This is a genomic window from uncultured Vibrio sp., assembly GCF_947488985.1.
Lineage (GTDB): Bacteria > Pseudomonadota > Gammaproteobacteria > Enterobacterales > Vibrionaceae > Vibrio.
Window position 1 is genome coordinate 26,062 of record NZ_CANLBV010000027.1, and the last position, 21,750, is coordinate 47,811.

Sequence of the window (21,750 nt, forward strand, 5' to 3'; positions counted from 1 at the left end):
AAAAATCAATGCGACATAGATCATACTAAAGGCATATTGTAGTACAAAAGAACCTTTGAAAGCGTTAATCTAGCTCCAGTTAATTATGATATTAAAAAGGCTGAAAAGATGACTATTGATACTTTTGTTGTTCTCGCCTACTTCTTCTTTTTGATCGCTATTGGTTGGATGTTCCGTAAGTTCACCACCTCTACTAGTGATTATTTCAGAGGTGGCGGCAAAATGTTGTGGTGGATGGTTGGTGCAACTGCCTTCATGACACAATTTTCAGCATGGACGTTTACAGGTGCCGCAGGACGCGCATTCAATGACGGTTTCGTTATTGTAATCCTATTCTTAGCCAACGCATTTGGCTACTTCATGAACTACATGTACTTCGCTCCTAAGTTCCGTCAACTTCGTGTTGTAACGGCAATTGAAGCGATTCGTCAGCGCTTTGGTAAGACGTCTGAACAGTTCTTTACATGGGCAGGTATGCCGGACAGCTTGATCTCTGCGGGTATCTGGCTAAACGGTCTAGCTATCTTTGTTGCAGCTGTATTCAACATCCCAATGGAAGCGACGATTATAGTAACTGGTTTGGTACTTGTACTGATGTCTGTAACGGGTGGCTCTTGGGCGGTTGTTGCATCTGACTTCATGCAAATGCTTGTTATCATGGCAGTAACCATTACTTGTGCGATCGCAGCTTACTTCCACGGTGGCGGCCTAACGAACATCGTTGCTAACTTCGACGGCGACTTCATGGTCGGTAATAACCTAAACTACATGAGCATCTTTGTTCTTTGGGTTGTGTTCATCTTCGTGAAGCAGTTCGGTGTAATGAACAACAGCATCAACGCTTACCGTTACCTATGTGCAAAAGACAGTGAGAACGCTCGTAAAGCGGCTGGCCTAGCATGTATCCTTATGGTTGTAGGTCCACTAATTTGGTTCCTTCCACCTTGGTACGTAAGCGCATTCATGCCTGAGTTCGCATTGGAGTACGCTTCAATGGGTGACAAAGCGGGTGACGCTGCATACCTAGCATTCGTACAGAACGTAATGCCTGCAGGTATGGTTGGTCTTCTTATGTCAGCAATGTTCGCTGCAACGATGTCTTCTATGGATTCAGGCCTGAACCGTAATGCTGGTATCTTTGTAATGAACTTCTACAGCCCTATTGTTCGTCCAAATGCGGCTCAAAAAGAGTTGGTTATTGTAAGTAAGCTAACAACTGTCTTGATGGGTTTATTCATTATAGCAATTGGCCTATTCATTAACTCTCTACGTCACCTGAGTCTGTTCGATATCGTGATGAACGTAGGTGCATTGATTGGCTTCCCAATGCTGATTCCTGTGCTATTAGGTATGTGGATTCGTAAGACTCCAGATTGGGCTGGTTGGTCTACTCTAGTGGTTGGTGGTTTCGTTTCTTTCATCTTCGGTATCTCTCTACAAGCAGAGCATATTGAACACCTATTCGGTCTAGAAACAGCGCTTACTGCCCGCGAATGGAGCGACTTGAAAGTTGGTCTTAGCTTAGCGGCTCACGTAATCTTCACTGGTGGTTACTTCATCATGACAACACGCTTCTACAAAGGCCTATCGCCTGAGCGTGAGAAAGAAGTTGATCAACTGTTCACTAACTGGAACACGCCTATCGTAGCGGAAAGTGAAGAACAGCAAAACCTAGATACTAAACAGCGTTCAATGCTTGGTAAGCTTATCAGCACAGCAGGTTTCGGTATCCTAGCAATGGCTCTGATTCCAAACGAACCGACAGGACGCTTGTTGTTCCTAGTGTGTGGTTCAATGGTACTGACCGTTGGTATCCTACTGGTTAACGCTGCTAAAGCCCCGGTAAAGTAAGCGAGTCTGCTGCTAAGTAATTAACTAAGTAGCTAACCGGTTAAAAATGAAAAGCCCATACTATTAATAGTGTGGGCTTTTTGTTTTCCTATCACCTATGCTAATCGCTTTATCTCAGCCTGCCTTTATTACCCGTTATCTTGACCTCCCTAGTTCAGGATAAACACTCTTATTCGCATTTTTTGTAACCCGATTTTATCTCTCCCACTTTCCAATAGTTTGCTCTTTTTCAGAAGTAGAACAAACCGAGCTAGTGAGATTAATCTTTAACCATGAATGATCACATTCTGCTGTACTAATGCATCCAGAATATCCGAAGGCATTGTGCTGATCAAAGTGAGCTGAGGAGCTAGGTCTTCGACAACGATTACTTGTTCAGTGGTGCCTGAGCTGTCGGACTTGATTGTCAGTTCGATATCATCCCCTTCTACTTTGGCAACAATTTGCTGGAGCAAGGTCGTCATGTCTGGTGAGGTGTTCTTCAGCTCAGGTAACACTTCTCTTAGGTCGATCTGGTCGCCTTCAGATAAACTGAAATCGGTAATCGTGTCTTCAACACCGTCTTGAATATTGAACCAAACAAACGAGTCCATACCGTCGCCGCCAGTCAAAATATCGGAACCATCACCACCGGTTAGAATATCTGAACCGCCGCCGCCAATGAGTGTGTCGTTACCGTCACCACCCACGAGCGTGTCGTCACCTGCACCACCTTCGAGTCGGTCATTCCCTGAGCCCGATATCAGCTCAGTATTATTTACTCCAGCCAGTAGCTGCACATCCTCGGTTTGTGTCGCTAAATCAATATCGCTAGCATTGGATACAATATTCAAGTTAAGGTCTATGCTCGCCGATTTCGCCGTATCACTGTTGTCGAGCTCTTCAGAAACCGCTTCGAGTTTCAAGGTATAGTTGCCCGGAGTTTCGGAAAGGCCAACCACCTGCAAGCTATCAATGGCATCTGCAGATGCGATCCATACATTACCATCAAGTGTCACAGAACCCGCACCACTGGTGATTTGGGCACCAACAGGCACATCAGTGATATGTAAGGTCAGCTCTTCGGTAATATCCGTTAAAGAGGCCATGATCCCAACCAACGGAATACCGCTATTACTAACGGATTGGCTTGCGGTAATGTTTCTCACGTAGTTAGACACGCTATCAATCGATAAGGTTGGTGCATTAGCTACGGACGTCACTTGGATATCGTATATCACAGGTGTGGTTTCTATTGCGATCCCCGAGGGGTTACCGCTATCTTTCGCTGTCACCTGTAACCCAATAATATCGTGTGGAGATAAACTCGCATCGAGATACACACCACTTGGACTGGTTGGGGTATCAATCAAAGCATTCAGATCACTCAGCGTCCCCACTAACGTGATTGAAGCGCTGTAATTACCATTAACCGTGACACTGGTTACCGCTGGTAACGACACATTCAATGTCCCGTAATCAACGCTTAATATGACCGTCATTAAATCATTCGCAAATGAATCCACATAATCAGGATCACTGACATTAATACCACTCAATAACTGTCCGGCGTCTTCATTGACTATGGTTGTCACATCGGCACCATTAACAATCGGTGTATCGTTGACGCCCTGCACTGTAAGGCTGACCTCGGCTGTATCGGTTAGGAAGTCATTTAGCCCGTTGGTTGTCCCATCATCAATAATGGAATAACTCAATGTCACATCGCCATTAAATTCATCGGCCGCAGTGAATACCCAGTACGAGCCTGTGATTGAATCGTCATCCACACCACCCATATTCTCAAACCGTTGTAACTGACCTTGCCCTTGGGTAAGGGCCATATCAGTTACCGCCAAGTTATGATTCTCTATATCAGAGCTTGCCGCTATCAAATCGCTTTCAATGATGATCGCCTGCCCTTCTTCAAGAATGGTTCCCAGATCAACGTCACTAGCGATTGGCGCGTCATTGACCTCGGTGACATTAATGGTAAACGTCGTTTGATTGATTTGTGCGGTATTCGGATCACTCGGGTCGATCAACCCATTGTTGCCCCCATCATTCAACGTGGCCTTAATCGTCGCCATGCCATTTTGATCGGGATCTGGGATGAAGGTGACCGCGCCATTGGCCAGAGCTGTGTTAATATCGGCTTCTTTGCCCGTTAAGACAATGGAACCATCACTCTCTAAGGTAAACGCTACACCGGTTGAACTGGTCGAATTAAACCTGCCCATTATCCCTAGTACGCTTTGGTCAACTTCTAAGGTTAGCGTATAAGGGGCATCTGGATTGTCAAAAGTGGCGTCGACATCATAGATACTAAAGTTGTTGATTGCTAAACCCGTGGTGTCTTCTTGGATTTCCATATTGGCGACGTTTACAAATATCGGTTGATCATTAATCGGGTCGATCACGAGATCAACCTCAAAGCTGGTTGGTGTACCTAAATATTCACTACCATCAGCATCGGCGTCAACAGCGCGAACCGTTATCTGCAAAGGGCTATCGATACCCACCGCGTTACCCACATCGCTGTTACGTTCACCTGAATTAAATACGATTTTATCGAGTGCTTGAGCCGCGACATTGAGCGTCCATATCTGGGTCACTGAATCATAACTGCCTAAGTTGATACCATCAGGGTAGTAAATAGAAGCTCCTTGAGGCACATTGGCGACTTCAACTCGAATCGTTTCCGGTGCGTTTTCTGTGTAAATACCGCTACCTGTCGCTGACAGCTCTTTGTCTAAAATAGTGGTGTTGATTTCGATATCAACATTGATCCCTTCATTTCCCGTCACTGAATCCGTTGGGTTAGTATCAACATCGTCCCCTACTGGAACAACGTGCAATTGAATAGTCGGTAAATTAGCGGCCGATGTTGGTACACCCAATAAAGACTCTTGAGTAAAGACCTCCACACCAAATTCAGCCATACCACTGAAGTTTTTAGGCGGCAAGATTGAGATCTCACTGAGGTCAAATGACAACCCAGATGCTTGAGGCAGCTGAACACTCCACTCGCCTCCGCCATTATTCTTAACCGTGAAATCTGAGGAGTTATCAACCCTGAATTGGAACCCATCAGGGACATCCGTGAACTTGATAGAGACAAACTCTTCCGAACCATCTAAATCTGTCAAAGCAATCGACACTGGACTTGAGCCTGCGAGTGAAATCTCTTGATCTTCACTCCCTGTTATTTCGATGATATCTGGGTCCGTTCCCGGACCAGTGATCGCAATATCATCCACCACAGGGACCACATCAAAGCTTACTGAAGTTGAGAAATATTCAGGAGCTGCATCTACCGTCGTTTTTGAGCCATCTTGGTCGAAGGTTGCAGTATCGACGACATACCCAGACACATTGACACTGACTTGGCTGATATCCTTTGTGCCATCGAACGTAGGGAAATTATCTTTAGGCTTAAACAGTATATTAGACAACGCACCTGCATCAATTTGAGGTTCAGTAAAAGAAATTGATGTACCCAGTGATGTTCCAGTATCACTATAAAACTGACCATTGTTTGGGTCAGTTAAGGTTAAGGTTACATCAGTAAAGTGCTCATCACCGCCTTCATCACCATTTACTTGATCCGTAACAGAGCCCGAGAAGTCGAGCACAATGTAGGTGTCTTCATAGCCGACGGCTTCAGCTCCTGGCAGACCATCTATATCCACAGGCGTTGATAAATCGTCTTCTAGCGAACCTGTAATATCGACAGAAATACTTGGGCCAACATCAGTTACCGCTGATACTTTTATAATGGCGTTTGTATCAAGCACCTTCTCATCACCCGAGAGACGGTCTTTGGTGATCACTGTAAATGGCAGTTTAAAATCGCCAGAGTAATCATTAGGTAAATTAAGCACCAAATCTGAAAAGTCTGGTGTTACACCTTGCTCCAGAGTTGTTTGGTAAACATACTTACCGTTGACGAAGTCAGTCTCACCAGTGCCCTCAATGCTGATAAAGAATATTTCTGGATCTGGGTCTGGAGCCAGGTCAGGATCGCTAATCGTCACTTTCTCATCAATAATGATGGTAATTTCGTCATTAGATATATCTTCCCCACTAAAACTGATGATACTTGCAAGTACATTACCCAGCTCGAGTTTGGTATCTTCAGTCGCATCAATCGTTTGACCCGCAGTAACAACAATATTTGCCGCAACTTCCCCACCACCAATAACCTTTTCAGGGAAGGTTAAAATTACGCTACCTTCTCTTGTAGCAATCGCAGAGGTTTGATCGTTCGATTCATCCCCTAAGTCCTGTACTTGCGTAAAAGCTGTCATTTTAATGCTGTTGTTATTACTGGCGATTCCGTCACCGTAAGGAGCTGTTAGATCTAGACCTTCTGGTGTACTAACCGTGAATGCATCTTCGTCTGTTATAACCCATCGGCCATCCCCCTCGTACACAGCACCGGTCACAAGCAGTTGGCTCAATACTTCTTCTGGTAATGCCACTCCAGACGTGGTAGTTAACTTAATAACGACCTCATTAACAACTTCATTAATAGCAAATTCAGGTGAGATATCTTCTTCTTTGTAACGGATAACGTACTCACCATCCAAGATTTCAACACCGCCACCACCTACTGCTTGATTATCGCTATTGGTCGTAAATTTAATAACACCTGTGGCATCAGAGGTAATCGTTACCAATTCGCCACTGCCATCTTCATTGGAGAAAACGATAAGATTATTGACGTCCTCAGGTTCCACGACAGGGGCAACTTGTACGGTGATAGTCCCCGTGATCGCAGGCTTCGCCTCGACGAAACCACCATCTTCATCCTCCAAACCAGTAGGTGTGTACTCAAAATCTCTTTCTTCAATTTCAAGAATTGTGGTGATCGTAAAATCTTCACTCGAATTCTCAGGTGGTGTCATTTGAATAAAGTCATTAGCTAATGCTATTTGAGTAAATTCCTCAGGTGTCTGGGATGCGTCTTGGGGTGTAATGATTAAGGTACCAGAGATGCTGTCATCAACAGTGACATCACCATTGACTACGGCAACTACCCCGGTAGGGATCCCGTTGATAGTAATCGATGTGAAGTGTTCATTATCATCAATATAATTGTCTCCTTGAGGATGCCAATCAATGTTGATTGTTGTGTCTTCATCACCAGTTTTGATATTGCTGTAGTTTGCAGAAGTGTCGATTCTTGGCTTGATCAGCACTCTAACTTCTTGATCAAAAGTCAGCGTGTGGCCATCATTTTCAGTCACAATGACCTTGCCTTGAATGTGAATATTCTCAGTAGACGAGTCGGCAGGGATAATACGAATTCCCGACGTGGTACCAAATTGCGTCACGTTAGCTTCATACATTGGCTTACTGAGGTCTGGATTGCCATTAATGTCGTCCTCATAGCCTACAAAGTTGAGATCGATGACCGCACCATCACTGTCTTCCAATATCACGCCATCCGGGATCCCAGATAGGATAACCGTAACAGATTCTGAACCATCGCCATCTAACGGTGGAGCATCTGGGTCATCAGGCCTTCTCTCACCGGAAAGTACCGTGAAATCGAAAAAGGCAAAGCTATCGCCGCCTTGACTCTCTTGGATCGTGGTTTGAACGCCACCAGCGGTGCCATCGGTAATTGCAGTCCAATCCGTACCATTGGTGCCACCATAAGGGATGTCGGCAACGCCTTTCACTTCTACATTTACGGTTTTCGTGCCGAGTATCTCTTCATCGACTTGCACCCCTGTGGAGAGGGTGGCGGTGTCTTTAACAACACCGGTTACATCAAAGGTAAAATCAACATTGCTGTGTTCAGCCGGTACGACTTCTACATTTGCTAAGTCAGAGTACGCGACCTCTTGGTAGTCAATCCCGTTAATGGTAATGGTCGGCACTGGGGTTGTTGTACCAAGCAGATAAAGTACCGCACCCTGGGTAATATTACTTATTCGGACAAAAAGTTCTTCAGAGCCGTCAGTATCAACCGACTCGGTCATGGAAATAACTTCGTCTAAGGTAAACGCGACTTCATTATCTAAAGGTCCTATGTAATCTGGGTCGTCAATATTGTCCTCATTAATCTGAATCCGGTTGACGCTGAATTTGCCCGGGTCTGCGTCTGCCGTCACATCAATAATTATGTTTTGCTCGACAGAGCGGGCTGTCGTCTTGTCATTGACTCCACCATTATCAGCGTCTTCGTATGGGTTAAGAACCTCTTCCGTGATGACCGTTGCTATAAACTCGATCTGCCCAGAGAAGTTGTCTATTGGGTTAACGACGGTACTATTGATTTCGCTCTCTGTAATAAGGTAAACACCGTTGACCGGAGTAAGCACGTTGCCGTTTTGATCGAGGAGTTCAAACTGCCCTTCGCCCTGCACGACCTCAAGCTCGTAGGTGATGGTCTCTGTTCGACTGTTATCTTGTGAATCCGCATTCAATTGCAAGGTGACGTTATCTTGGTCTTCATTCACTTGATACTGATAGGTACTATTGTTGTTATCCCACGTCGCAATATCCGCCACGCTTTCGATCTCAATTCTAAAGTTTGAGCTTACGATATGATCGGGCGATCCATTGTTGTCAATTTCAAGTTCGTATCGGATTCGCACACCATTTTCACCCGAACCAAAGTTTTGGTCTGGAACAAAAAACAGGTTGTCTATGGTTGCGATCGTTTGTCGTACTTCATTTGGGTTCGGCGCAAAACTCTGTTGCATTTGAGGTGGAGCAAATAAGATGTCGCCATTGGCTTCTGGCGTTAACAAATGATAAACCGAGCCATCGAAGTAATAGAATGAGCCTCTGTGATTACTGCTTTGAATCGTCAGTTGGCCAATAGATTCGTTATTGTCTTGATCATATAGGTTAACTTGCAGCGCAACTTGAGCTGGCGCATTAGGTAAACCACTCTGGTTGTCTTGAACGTTTTCAAAAGTCGGCGTATCGCCCATCGCGTAAGCTATCGTAGAGTCTCTACCGGCATCCTCGAAGGTCGTCACTTTCAGCGCGATCCTTGAAGCATCCCTATCAGTAATCGTGATATCTAACGGGGTTTCTGATGTGTCTAAATCCCCATCCGTCGCAATCACATTAATAGAGAAGTCGATGGTGTCACCATCATGATCGAGATAACCATTCGCTCTAAATTCAACCTCGCCATTGGAGTTAATGCGCAGTCGACCTAGCTGACGAGTATCAACCCCGCCATTGCCATCATCAGTTTGTTCATAGACACGCACCTGTTGACTGCCACTATTCACAGCGTAGCTGTTACTGTAAGGGCCATTATGACCGATACGAAACACAATGTCCGAACCGTTATTTGAAATACCCTCAATGCGACTCAATACGGCACCATCAGCACCGACATCGGTATCATTGACAAATATATCAACAAGAGAGTCACGATAGTTTTGACCTTCAATGCGAGTGATCGACTGTGTTGTGAGCAGTGGAACATCATCCGTGACGGTGATCGTCAGATCGATCGCATTCGATTGATCTTGGTCGAAGTCTTCTGCCACGACAGAGAAATTAAGGTCAATCGTATTTTCTGCCTCGCCATTAGGATGCTTAAGCGGTTTAAACAGTTCAAACTGATAACTGTTGTCCGCAGTATCAAACACAATCTCAAACACAGCTTCATTGCTTGTCTCAGTTTGTGCTGTATAGGTAAATGTCGTACCACTCTCAACAACAGCAAGCCATGCTAGCTCTTCACCGTTAGATACAAGCCCTGTAAGCACTGCATCAGGATTGACCAACTCATACAACACAACACTATCCGCACCTTCATCGATGGTAAACAAACCATTAATGACCGTGTCTTCGGTTCGATCCGAACCAATTACGGCAAGATCATCTTCATCAACACCCGTTTCACCTGTTGCCGCTGTCATTACCGGTATATCGTCAAGCACTTCGATAGGTAATGTGTATTGGTTAGAGTCATCACCATCGCTATCCACTGCAACAACATCAAAGGGGATGGTTAAGGTATTCGAGTTTGGACTAGTAGCATGGTCAAGAGGGCCAAACAGCGTGAATGTATACGAACCGTCATCCCCTAATTCAAGGATAAAAACCGCATTCCCACTCACCGTACTGCCTTGATAGGTAGTCGTATTCGCGGCTCCCGCTATCTCGGTAATGGCGATAGCTTCATTGCCCGAACGAAGCGTACTCGCTAAGGTTGCTGTGTTACGTAGCTCGTATGCCTCGACTTGATCTGAGCCCTCGGTGGTAACAAACGCTCCGCTAGCCTGAGCCACGACAGTTGCTAAGCCTCCTAAGTCATCTTCATCAACCACAAACGTGCTTGTAGGATCGGTATCTGTGATGGTTGGAGGAGCACCATCTATGATGGTTAAGGTCACGGTTGCCGTCTCAAGATCCTTGTCGACGTCGCTGGATGTCACCACTATTGACTTAACGATATTCCCAGCAGAATGGTCAAGATCACGGTTTGGCTCAAAGCGCACAGTTCCTTGTAAGGTAATAAACAGCGCCCCTTCAGCAACGCTAAACATCTGTTCATCGGTAGCAATAGCGCCTTGATTCAGATTGACTGCTGTTCCACCATCGTAGCTAAACTGAGTGATGGTCGCACCATCAGCTCCTGGCTTGGGCATTACGTTAATCGGGTCGGTTGACACTGTGCCCATAGCCAAATCGGCGATGGTCGGTTCAACGATGCTCAAAACACCATCTTGCATAATTTGAACATCATCACCGATGGCCACATTAAGTTGAGACACCAGTGAATCACTATTGTCACTGTCCACCGCATAAACTGGCAAATCAAAGCTCAACTCATTGTCCATTTGCCCACTAGGATGATCGAGCGCTTCTAGTAAGGTAAAAGTGTATTGACCTAATGTTGCCGCAGAAAAACTGATCGTAAATACGTTCGTTTCTAGATTCGGCGCAGTGGTCACAAAACCAATGTAGCCGCCCGCTAAGGCCGGATCAGGTTTAAGCTCAACCACTAACCCATTTGATTTAAGTGTGCCGTTAACATTGAACTCTGTAGGCTCAATACGAAAGTGAGTAATGTCATCACTTTGATTAGTAAAGGTGATGGTTTGAGTTGAGTCGACTGCGCCCATGCTAGGGGTAGAGCCATCATTCAGATTGGACTCAGACAGAGAAACACTTGGAACAGTATCTATGATTGGAATATCACCATCGGTAATGGTGAGCATAACCGTTGACATCGCAGTATCGTTATCCGAGTCACTGGATGCGACGACTATCGACTTAACAATGTCCCCCCCGGTATGGTCTAAATCGCGGGCGGGTTCGAAACGTACATCGCCATTTAACTTAATAAATAGCGAACCCTCAGTAACGGTAAATGCTTGCTCATCATCATTGGTCTGGTCGAGTGTCAACACCGTACCATCGTAGGTCACTTGTGTAATTGTCGCGCCATCCGCCCCTTGTTTATCGAACACGTTAATAACAGTCGTTGTTGGAGTTCCTGCCACTAAATCGGCTAAGGTTGGCTCTTCAATATTGAGTGACCTACTTAACATCACTTGGAGATCATCCGTTATCGTCACGATCAATGGTGACATCAAAGAATCGTCTGTATCACTATCGACTGCGTACACTGGTAAGGTAAATGTTAGATCGTTATTACCTTGAATAGGCGCATGATCCATCGCTTTTAGAAGCGTAAATGTGTACTCCCCTAAGGTGCTACTACTGAAGTCTATGGTAAATACCGTGGTTTCGACATTTGAAAGGTCCGTGGTAAAACCGATGTAATGGCCTGAATTGGTTGGTTGCTCTCTAAGTTCAATCACCAAACCATCGGATTTAAGCAAGCCTTTGGTATTAAATTCTGCTGGTTCTAAACGAAACTTCACCACATCATCACTTTGATCAGTAAACATGATGTTTTGAATCGACTCTACTGCACTACCACTGGGGGCTGAGCCATCAGCCAAATTAGCTTCTGACAAACTGACACTTGGGATCATATCAATCGTTGGGATATCACCATCATTGATGGTCAGAGTAACGGTTGCAGTGACTGAGTCTTGGTCGAAATCACCAGAAGTCACTACAATCGACTTGACGATATCCCCAGCCGAATGGTCAAGATCGCGGTTTGGCTCAAAGCGCACCGTACCTTGTAAGGTAATAAACAGCGCCCCTTCAGCAACGCTAAACATCTGTTCATCGGTAGCAATAGCGCCTTGATTCAGAGTGACTGCTGTTCCACCATCGTAGCTAAACTGAGTGATGGTCGCACCATCAGCTCCTGGCTTGGGCATTACGTTAATCGGGGCGGTTGTCACCGAGCCTGCCGCCAAATCGGCGACCGTTGGTTCAGTAATCTCTAGCGTGCCATTTTGCATTATCTGGACATCATCACCTATGGTCACATTAAGTTGAGAAACGATGGAATCATCACCATCACTATCGACCGCGAAAATAGGAATATCAAAGCTCAAGGTGTTGTTGGCTTGACCATCCGCGTGGTCTAAAGCTTCAAGTAACGTAAAAGTGTAGGTATGCTCGCCAAGTGTGCTCGGTGAGAAGCTAATGGTGAATACTGGAATTTCGTTATTCGTGTCATCGATGATGAAGCCTATATAACCATCGACCATTGCTGGATCTGGCTTTATCTCGACAGAAGCACCCTTAGATTTCAATGCGCCACCAATATTGAAATCTGAAGCCTCGATACGAAAGCGAGCCACATTATCACTGCCTTCAGTGTAAGTGATCACCTTGGTATCAGTCACCGCACTGCCGCTTGTCGCCGAGCCATCATCAAGGTTTGTCTCATACAAAGTAATTGGTGTAACCGAATCAATGGTCGGAGGTTGACCATCAGTAATGCTTAACTCCAGCGCTGAAGTATCGGTATCGCCATCACTATCTTGAGCCAAAAAGGACAACTGTTTAACTATGGTCTCACTGTTTGAATGGTCAATATCACGAGCGACTTCAAAGCTAAACTCCCCGTTCAGCGAGATGGTTACTATACCCTCAATAAAAATGAACGTTTGGTCAGCCTCAGGCAGTAAACTTTGATCTAACGAATAATCGATTCCATCATAGTTAAATGATTGAATTGTCGAGCCATCAGCGCCTTGAAAACCGACACCTTGAATGCTGAATAGGTTATACGAAACCAGGGTATCCCCCGCCAAGGTCGGTTCATCAACAGCGATAAGGTTATCGGCGAGTTCAACAACGTCATCCTTGACACTAACTAAAATCTCAGCCGCCTCCGGTATGTTCGTGCCTTCAGATAGAGCAGAACGATCTCCATCAGCGTCCACAGCATAGATAGGCAGCGCAAAGGTTAATGACGTGTCTTCAGCGCCTTGATGCACAAATTCTTCATACAGATTAAACTCAAAGTTCCCCAATGAGGGGCTATCAATGTTCACTTCGAAAACCGTAATCCTCGCGCCATTAATCTCAACGTAGCCTTGGTATGTTCTTACGCCATTGGTCTGATCCACTAACTCGAGTCGCACCGCCTCCCCTCTGGAAACCAAACTGCCACTAGTATTAAACTCTATTGGTTCCAGTTCATAATGATCAATAATGTCACTATCAAAAATTTCGGCGGTGATACTTCCGCTACTAGAGGTGGCTACGATTCCCTCCTGTGAGCCACCAACCAAGCCAGCTTCGTCGACATTAATCGCGTCAACATAGGTGATAACCGGGCTACTGCCATCAGAGATAGTAATATTGATGCTATTGGTTACAACATCTTGGTCGAAATCAGTCATCGTGATCGGTAAAGCGAACGCTAGTGAATCGGTACCCACCTGTTCTAATGGATTAAACTGCTGGAATTGATACGTACCATCAGGATCAAGTGAGACCGTGAGTACCACCTCATCTTGATCTTGCACTTGAGTCATCAGAGTAATGGTGGTGCCATCATCAGAAAGCAGAGCAAGCGTCGTCTGGTTATTACTGTAGACCCCATCAAATTGCTGCAACGCACTAACATCAAAGACGGCTGATTGAAGATGATCACTACCAATATTAGAGAACATGCCTTCGATTACGCAATGATCTGTTTCGACATTATTAATTGTCACACTTTCAGCAGACGGATCTGCCCCGTCAAACACGGTAACTTGTACCGTGATAGGATTTGAAAGTGGGTTAGTTGCTGTGTCTTCACCTTGAATATCAAAGGCAATGTTAATTTGATCACCCGTATAGGAAACCTGACCACCACCGACAGCGGGTACATGGTCAATTGGCTTAGAAATGGTGGTGGTTAACGTGAGTTCAATATCGCTACCAACGCTGATCACATCAATATCAATGCGAAGAACTTCCTCAGACTCTTGAACACCGATAATGGCATTGCTTATAGCGTCGTAACTAAAAGTGACCGCTTGCCCACTCGAAGTAATATCACCGCTGAGTTCATTCAATAACGAACTTAAAGATATTAACTCTGGTGAAAATGAATCTGGATTGAGATCCAAGCTTCCGGAAACGATGATTTCAGTAACCGAAGTTGATTGAGGGTAGCTGTTGTCATTGAGCATTCCCTCTGTGAGCTCTTGGGTTATTTGTTGACCACCAACGGGCCGTGTTATCGTTCTAAAATCATCCTCGTCTTCCTCAACGGCTTCTCTTTGTAATCCCGAGGTTTCAAAGAATGTGGCCGGTTGGGTTTGAGTGTAGTTGTAGTCAATCGTTACAAACCCCGCATTTGCGGAACTGGAGACACCGGCAGCTGCCGCTTCCAAGATCTCGGTCGGGTCGGCTCCTTGTAAAATAGCTTCTTTGATAGCAACGAGGTCGGCTTCACTAAACACATCACCACTAGCCTGTTCAGTGTTAAAGCTAATGTCTCCGGTTATCTGAGCATCAGCCCATGCTGAATTTGGGTCCAGACAGCCGACGCAATTACTTGCTATTTCTACAGAACCACTCGGCACTCCGAGGACAAGCTCAGCTTGGTTAGCTGTGATAATAATTTCGTTTTCGCGAATAATGTCACCCGCTGAAATTGTTCTGGGGCTACCGTCAGGCTTAACGACGATGGCCTCTCCAATCACGATCTCAACAACTGCAGCTTGGCGAGAAACTTCAATATCCATATATCCCTCGTGGTCACTAAATGCTGGATTCCTCAGCACTGTGATTAGTAATAACAACTTCAGGCTTTAATTGTATTCAGAGTCAATTCTCTTCATAAGCAGTCAATTAGGTGTATTAACGCCAAAAAAAATTTCGGTTTTTACCTGTTTTTTTTATACTTTACTTAACCTTAAGCCTAGTCTTATATAGCAAAAAATCCATGTCTGTGCTCGGCAACTCATTTTCACGAACCTGACTATTCACTGTCGCTTTCTACATATGGAAAATCACTTCGACACCTTGCATCCGCTGCAGCAATCTTGTAACTTCAACTAACCGACCAATCGGTCAGCTTTCGAATTCAGAGGATACTATGAGCCATAATCTAGACCTTGAAGCCAATACGTCGAGCACCAACGACATGGATCAAATGTTCAACCGACAAAAAGATCACTTCCGCAATAATGTTAATCCGACGCTTGAGCAGAGAAAAAAAGATCTCTCGGCACTGAAAACCTTTTTAATGCGCTATCAAGGTCAATTGATTGAGGCAGTGTCTGAAGATTATGGTCATCGAGCAAAACACGACAGCTTAATTGCTGATATCACTCCTTGTCTCCATCAGATCAATTACAGCATGAAAAACCTTGCCAAGTGGTTGAAGCCCTCGCGCAGAAAGGCAGGCTTGATGCTAGCGCCAGCTAAGATCAGCGTTCATTATCAGCCCGTAGGAGTAGTAGGTATCATCGTTCCTTGGAACTTTCCTGTGATGCTCTCTTTAGGTCCTCTGATCACAGCATTAGCAGCAGGCAATACTGCAATGCTCAAGATGTCTGAGTTTACTCCTGCGACCAACCGTGTTTTAAAAGCGATGTTGGCCGAAGGCTTCAGTGAAGATCAAGTTGCGATCATCGAAGGTGAAGCTGACGTTTCCGCTAAATTCAGCCAGTTGCCGTTTGACCATATCCTATTCACTGGCTCGACCGCTGTCGGTAAACACGTCATGAGAGCAGCAGCCGACAACTTAACACCAGTGACTTTAGAGCTGGGTGGCAAGTCTCCAACCATCATAGCCCCCGACTTTGATGTGGCGGACGCCGTTGAACGTACCCTGTTTGCAAAGAGCTTAAACGCGGGCCAGATTTGTGTCGCGCCTGATTACATCCTATTACCGCGAGAAAAAACGGATGAGTTCATCACAGCCTATAAACGCTACTTCAAAAAGCTGTATAAGAAAGGAATTGAGAGCAGAGACTTAACCTCTGTCATCAATATGCGCCAATACCATCGCTTAAAAGGCGTGATTGAAGACGCCCAAGCGAGAGGCGCAGTGATTCACACGGTAACCGAGCAGGCACAAGACGATGTGAACCACAGAATGACGCCGCACCTTCTCACCGAAGTGAATGACGACATGGTCGCGATGCAAGATGAGTTGTTTGGTCCTGTTCTGCCTATCGTGCCTTATGATTCTATTGAAGAAGCAATAAGCTACATCACAACAAGAGAACGCCCACTTGCGTTGTACCTAATGAGTCACGATAAGAAGACTCAAGAGCTGTTCTTATCTGAAACACACTCAGGCGGCGTTTGTATCAACGACTCTCTGGTACATGTGGCAGCAGAAGACGCACCGTTTGGCGGCATCGGCCCTTCAGGCATGGGACACTACCACGGCATTGAAGGCTTCAAGACCTTTAGCCATGCAAAAACCGTGTTGACTCGAGGCAAGATCAACTTCACTAAGTTGATGCACCCTCCATACAACAACCCAATCAAGAAAATGATGTTCAAAGTACTGAATCGATGATTACAAAAAGGCAAAAAATCCTAGATGCTGCGCTCCTGCTCTTCTCTCAACAAGGGTTAGAGGGCACATCTACTGGGCAAATAGCGAAGACCGCCGGTGTAGCAAAAGCGACACTGTTTCATCACTTTGAGAACAAATCTCTACTGATTGATGAGCTGTTTCGTGAATTGAAAGTAGAGCTATTTTCTACTCTGGCTCAGCACACAGAAATCGCTGAACAAAATCGCTATCAAGCCTTTAAATTCATGTGGATGACCGGAATTGAGTGGGCGTTAGAAAACCCAATCGCCATGAAGTTCTTCACCAATGTGCATTTCGATCCAACGACTCAAACTCGTGAAGTCATTGTGTCGCAGATGTTCGCATCACTCGATGACATCGTACTGAAAGGACAAGAAGCTGATGAGTTAATGGTGTTAGACATCAACCTTGTTAGACATTTCATTCATAGCCACTTTTTGATTTGTGCAAACTGGCTAATCGAGCAGGACGAGTTATCGCCAGAGCAATCAGCCAAGTACATCAATGATAGCTTTGATATGTGTTGGCGAGCTGTCGGCGGACAAAACCTGTAATTTCCACACTCTTAGAAGCACCTGCTTTCAAAGAACACTCTAAAGCGCCTCATGGTTATCTCATGGCTACGTAGGCGCTTTAATTATTTGGATACATTTCAATCAAGCTATCATATTGACTTTAAGCCTCCTCTTTCTGTAACATCCCACCATCATTTCAAAAGAGAATAACGCCATAATGAAGTACTAACATCCTGACATCCGATTTATTTTTATAAAAATCATTTGGACACTCGGGGTTAGTGGGCGTTACTTCGTCATCTATTTTCGCGATAAATCAAGTTCTTAAAGATCCGTCTTTTGACAACATGAATCTTGCAGAACTGTACCTCAAAGACAGAAATCATCTCATCACAGGTTTTCTATTTTTGATTGGTCATCTACCTAAGTAACGTCTTTGGCGCTCTATTGTTAGAGTCCTACGTTGGATTCTATGTAGAAAAGCGCCTCACCCCTTTTACTCGTTTACACGTAAAGGGAGGTATTTCTATGCCTACTATTTTAGCCAATAATCTCTCATTCCAACTCGGTACTGGTGAGTGGTTATTCAAAGACATCACCTTTAATTTGAGCACGCGCCTTACTGGCCTAGTTGGAAGAAATGGGTCTGGAAAGTCACTACTACTTTCGTTACTCACAGGGCAAACACAGCCAACATCAGGCAGTGTTTCCAGACAAGGCTCGATCGACTTTTACTCACAATTACCTTCAGAGCTTTTGGATAGCGAAATCAACATTGCTGACTTTTTAGGTATCACTGAAAAGCTCAATGCCTTGCAAGCCATCGAGCAAGGTAGCTGCGAACTTCAACACTTCAATATCGTTGGTGACGATTGGGATTTACAAGAAAGCACTCAACAACTTTTAGCTACGTTGAAAATAACCAGTGAGTTAACCACACCGTGCAACACATTAAGCGGTGGCCAACTTGCGCTCTTGCAACTTCATCGCTTATTTACATCGAATCACGACATTTTAATTCTCGATGAACCTTCCAACCATTTGGATAGCGACGGACGTAATTGGTTATTAGAGCAGTGCCAGTTGTTTGAAGGCAAAATACTAATCGTCAGTCACGACCGAAGCTTATTGAGGAACATGGAGGGGATCTACCACCTCAATAGTTTGGGGTTACGTTTCTACAAAGGAAACTACGATGATTACTTCAAACAAATGTCGAGCCAAAGTGAAGCATTGGACAAGCAGATTGCGCATCACCAATCTGAAAAGAAACGACTGGAACGCCAAGCTCAAGTCAATAAAGAAAAAGCCCAGCAACGTGAGTCTCAAGGTAATCGACTCAGAAAGTCGGGCAGCCAACCCAAGATATTATTGGATGCGATGAAAGATAAAGCAGGACGAACTCAAGGAGCATCAGCCACTAGCCAAAAGAACTTAAAGGACCAAAACCAACATAAGCTTCTATCTCTTAAAGAACAAAAGGAGCAACTAAAACCACAGGCTTTGTACCTACAACAGGGTAATAACAGTAAAAAGAACTCGCTATTAACCGTTGAAGATTGCCATATGAGTTTTGGTTCTGGCGCTCCCATCAACTTCTCTATGTCGCAAGGTGAACGGTGTTATCTAACAGGTGCAAACGGCTGTGGAAAATCGACGCTGTTAAAGGCCATTCATGGTCAACACTCGAACTATACAGGCTCCATTAAACGCTTAGGAACCACAGTATACTTGGATCAACACTTTGGACTGTTAAACACCTACGACACCATGTTCGATAGCCTGATGACACATAGCTGCGGCATGACAGAAAGTGACGCACGAACCTTGTTAGCTGGTATTGGATTCAGGCGAGACTCCGTCTACCGCAAAGTAGCTCACCTAAGCGGTGGAGAAAAAATGAAACTGGCGGTGTTGATCGTCAGCCATCAACAGGATTCGCCATTACTGCTGCTCGATGAACCAGACAATCACCTAGACATCGACTCAAAGCAAATACTGGCGTCGGCTTTACGTGAATATCAAGGCGCGTTCATCCTAGTTAGCCATGATGCTGATTTTGTGGAGGAGGTAGGCGTAAGCCAAAATCATATACAGCTTTAAACTTCGTCGATTCGTTCAATGAACTTAGTTAGGCGAGCATCGTTCCGGTGCTCGCCTTTCTCGATTGAGACAAGTACACTACGCGCTTCGAACATCTATTCATAAGGCTAAGGTTTGCATACTCTAGAACAATTAAAATCAGGGCAACTAAAAGGTATTAAGCGCTTAAAACTGTCAGAAGGTCTCACCGAATTTCCATTAGAGATCTTAGAGCTCGCCGATTCACTAGAGATTCTGGATCTTTCAGGAAATCAGTTATCGGAGCTTCCACAAGAGTTAATACAGCTAACTAATCTACGTATTATCTTTGCGTCGAATAACCTATTTACGCACCTTCCTGATGTTCTTGGTTCGCTTCCTAAGCTTGAAATGGTTGGCTTCAAGACCAACCAAATCAAAACCGTGAGCGAAGAGTCCCTACCCGCTCAATTGCGCTGGTTAATTCTGACGGATAATGCCATCGAGGTTCTCCCTAACTCACTGGGTGAAAGACCACGACTGCAAAAACTGGCACTCGCAGGCAACCAACTTCGCGCTTTACCTGAAAGTATGGCAAAGTTAGCCAACCTCGAACTGGTTCGTCTGTCTGCAAACCAACTGACTGAATTTCCAGAGTTCCTTGTTAAGCTACCAAAGCTTGCTTGGTTAGCCTTTGCGGGTAATCCGTTTTGCAAACACCCTAGCAGCTTAGATAGCGTGCCAGCGGTGAGTTCGCAATGTTACTCATTGAATCAAGAGCTTGGTCAAGGTGCTTCAGGCGTGATCTCTCATGCAAGCTGGTTAAATAGCGATTTTGATTTCCCTCAGGAAGTAGCAGTTAAAGTCTTCAAAGGCGAAGTGACAAGCGACGGTTACCCACATGATGAACTGGAAGCGTGTCTTCAAGCTGGTCACCATAGCAACCTAGTGAAGTCTATCGCTCAAGTGGACGAGCAAGATTACCTTGCATTGGTGATGGAGCTTATCTCAAGCAGCTATTACAACCTAGGCTTGCCACCGACACTCGAGACTTGCACCCGTGATACTTTCCCAGAAGGTTTCGAACTTCCAATCGCACAAATCGACAACATCGTGACTCAAATGATTGATGTATTTAATCACCTGCATGACAACAAGGTTTGTCACGGTGACTTATATGCGCACAACACCCTAGTCAATGAGCTAGGTCAAATGATCTTTGGTGATTTTGGCGCAGCGACAATCTACGGTTACCTAACAGAAGAGCAGCAACAGGGTATTCGACGCATCGAAGCTCGCGCTCTCAAGTGCTTTGTTGAAGACCTACTAACGGTTTGCTCTACTGACGACATCAATTCAGAACTGTACAAGAAACTTGAAAACTATCACGTATAAGAGCTACCAAGCCTAAGTAGCCAATCAAGGTTCGATAGAAATGAAAAAAGCTAACGTTTGTCGTTAGCTTTTTTGCTTTTGGACTTTGATGAGTCAAACCGAGTTAACTAGCTTCCACCTGAACAAGCTTAAGATAAGAGTGAAGCTCTTGGTTTTTATATTCCACCGCTGAGTGGATATTCAAGTCTTTACACGCAACAACATCAAACTGGTAACGATTGTCACCTTTGCTGATTTCAACTTGCAGCAACCCGCCTTTGAGCAGCCAAGTACCCTGAGTTTCAAACCGATCAAACAAACGGTATTCCGTTAGACTACCACCCGAATGAAAGTGAACCTCAGTAATGTACCCTGCAGGGCAACTTTTTACCCAAGTACGCCCTAAGACATCCTCTTCTACAAAGTTTCTTTTGCTCTCGCACCACTTTAAATAATCGGCAATCTCGCTCAGGTCACTGTCTAAGTCATGTTTATCCAGTAATTTTTGCTCTTGCTGTTCGCGGCAATAAAGCTGAAGCAGTGTCTGTTGGTTATCACTCATTAATCGCCATCCCTAGCTAGTTAATCCAATCCAATCCAATCCAATCCAATCCAATAAGGCTTAAGCTACCAACTCATAAGAGACAACATAAAGCTCAGAAATCCCAGGGTAGATGTCTTGAATCACGCCCTTCAGAACGTCTAACGTCATGTTCTCTTGCTGAGCATGAAACTCACCCAGTTCATCAAACAAAATTGGCTCTACACTGATGATTTTAAGATTACAGAACACACGTCCTTGCTCTAGCGTTGATACTTCCACAACACTACCCGGCTGGTAGTCACGCTCAGATTCATCACGAATAGTAATCGTCTTTTTGCCTGAAAGGATATCGGTTTCAAAACGTTCGAAGAACGTCATAGTGGTCGGTGTGCTCATAGTAAACCTAGCATTAATTAAAGGAATATTGAGGCTAAGTTATACCAATTTGATTAAATTTCTGATCTAATAGTAACTCTGCTCGGAGGTACTATATGGACATTAATTTCCCTCAA

At 44.8% G+C, this 21,750-nt stretch carries 8 protein-coding genes; 5 read left to right on the top strand and 3 right to left on the bottom strand.

Annotation, left to right across the window (positions count from 1 at the left end; genetic code table 11):
* The first annotated feature begins 108 nt into the window (after positions 1-108).
* Positions 109-1,851: a sodium:solute symporter family protein gene (locus Q1A70_RS08595; RefSeq protein ID WP_299689038.1), complete on the top strand. Its 1,743-nt coding sequence runs from the start codon at positions 109-111 to the stop codon at positions 1,849-1,851.
* A 266-nt stretch (positions 1,852-2,117) separates the two neighbouring features.
* On the opposite strand, the gene Q1A70_RS08600 is transcribed toward Q1A70_RS08595, so the two are convergent.
* A complete protein-coding gene (locus Q1A70_RS08600) occupies positions 2,118-14,933 on the bottom strand; it encodes a retention module-containing protein (protein ID WP_299689035.1) in 12,816 nt (4,271 codons plus the stop codon).
* A 353-nt stretch (positions 14,934-15,286) separates the two neighbouring features.
* Here Q1A70_RS08600 and Q1A70_RS08605 point away from each other — a divergent pair, with 353 nt between their 5' ends.
* From Q1A70_RS08605 to Q1A70_RS08620, 4 genes are all read left to right on the top strand, one after another.
* Entirely contained in the window at positions 15,287-16,723 is a 1,437-nt protein-coding gene (locus Q1A70_RS08605; protein WP_299689032.1) for a coniferyl aldehyde dehydrogenase, read from the top strand.
* On the top strand, positions 16,720-17,298 hold the full coding sequence (locus Q1A70_RS08610; RefSeq protein ID WP_299689029.1) for a TetR/AcrR family transcriptional regulator: 579 nt from the start codon (positions 16,720-16,722) through the stop codon (positions 17,296-17,298). The genes Q1A70_RS08605 and Q1A70_RS08610 overlap by 4 nt, the downstream gene beginning before the upstream one ends.
* A gap of 489 nt (positions 17,299-17,787) precedes the next feature.
* On the top strand, positions 17,788-19,362 hold the full coding sequence (locus Q1A70_RS08615; protein ID WP_299689026.1) for an ATP-binding cassette domain-containing protein: 1,575 nt from the start codon (positions 17,788-17,790) through the stop codon (positions 19,360-19,362).
* Positions 19,363-19,476: 114 nt separating this feature from the next.
* Positions 19,477-20,715, top strand: a complete 1,239-nt coding sequence (locus Q1A70_RS08620; protein ID WP_299689023.1) for a leucine-rich repeat-containing protein kinase family protein — start codon at positions 19,477-19,479, stop codon at positions 20,713-20,715.
* A 103-nt stretch (positions 20,716-20,818) separates the two neighbouring features.
* On the opposite strand, the gene Q1A70_RS08625 is transcribed toward Q1A70_RS08620, so the two are convergent.
* Positions 20,819-21,256, bottom strand: coding sequence for a hypothetical protein (locus Q1A70_RS08625; RefSeq protein WP_299689020.1), 438 nt, complete (start codon positions 21,254-21,256; stop codon positions 20,819-20,821).
* A gap of 60 nt (positions 21,257-21,316) precedes the next feature.
* The gene (gene yqfB, locus Q1A70_RS08630; RefSeq protein ID WP_299689017.1) at positions 21,317-21,634 is read right to left on the bottom strand and encodes a N(4)-acetylcytidine aminohydrolase; all 318 of its coding nucleotides are present in this window, start codon (positions 21,632-21,634) and stop codon (positions 21,317-21,319) included.
* Between the last annotated feature and the right edge of the window lie 116 nt (positions 21,635-21,750).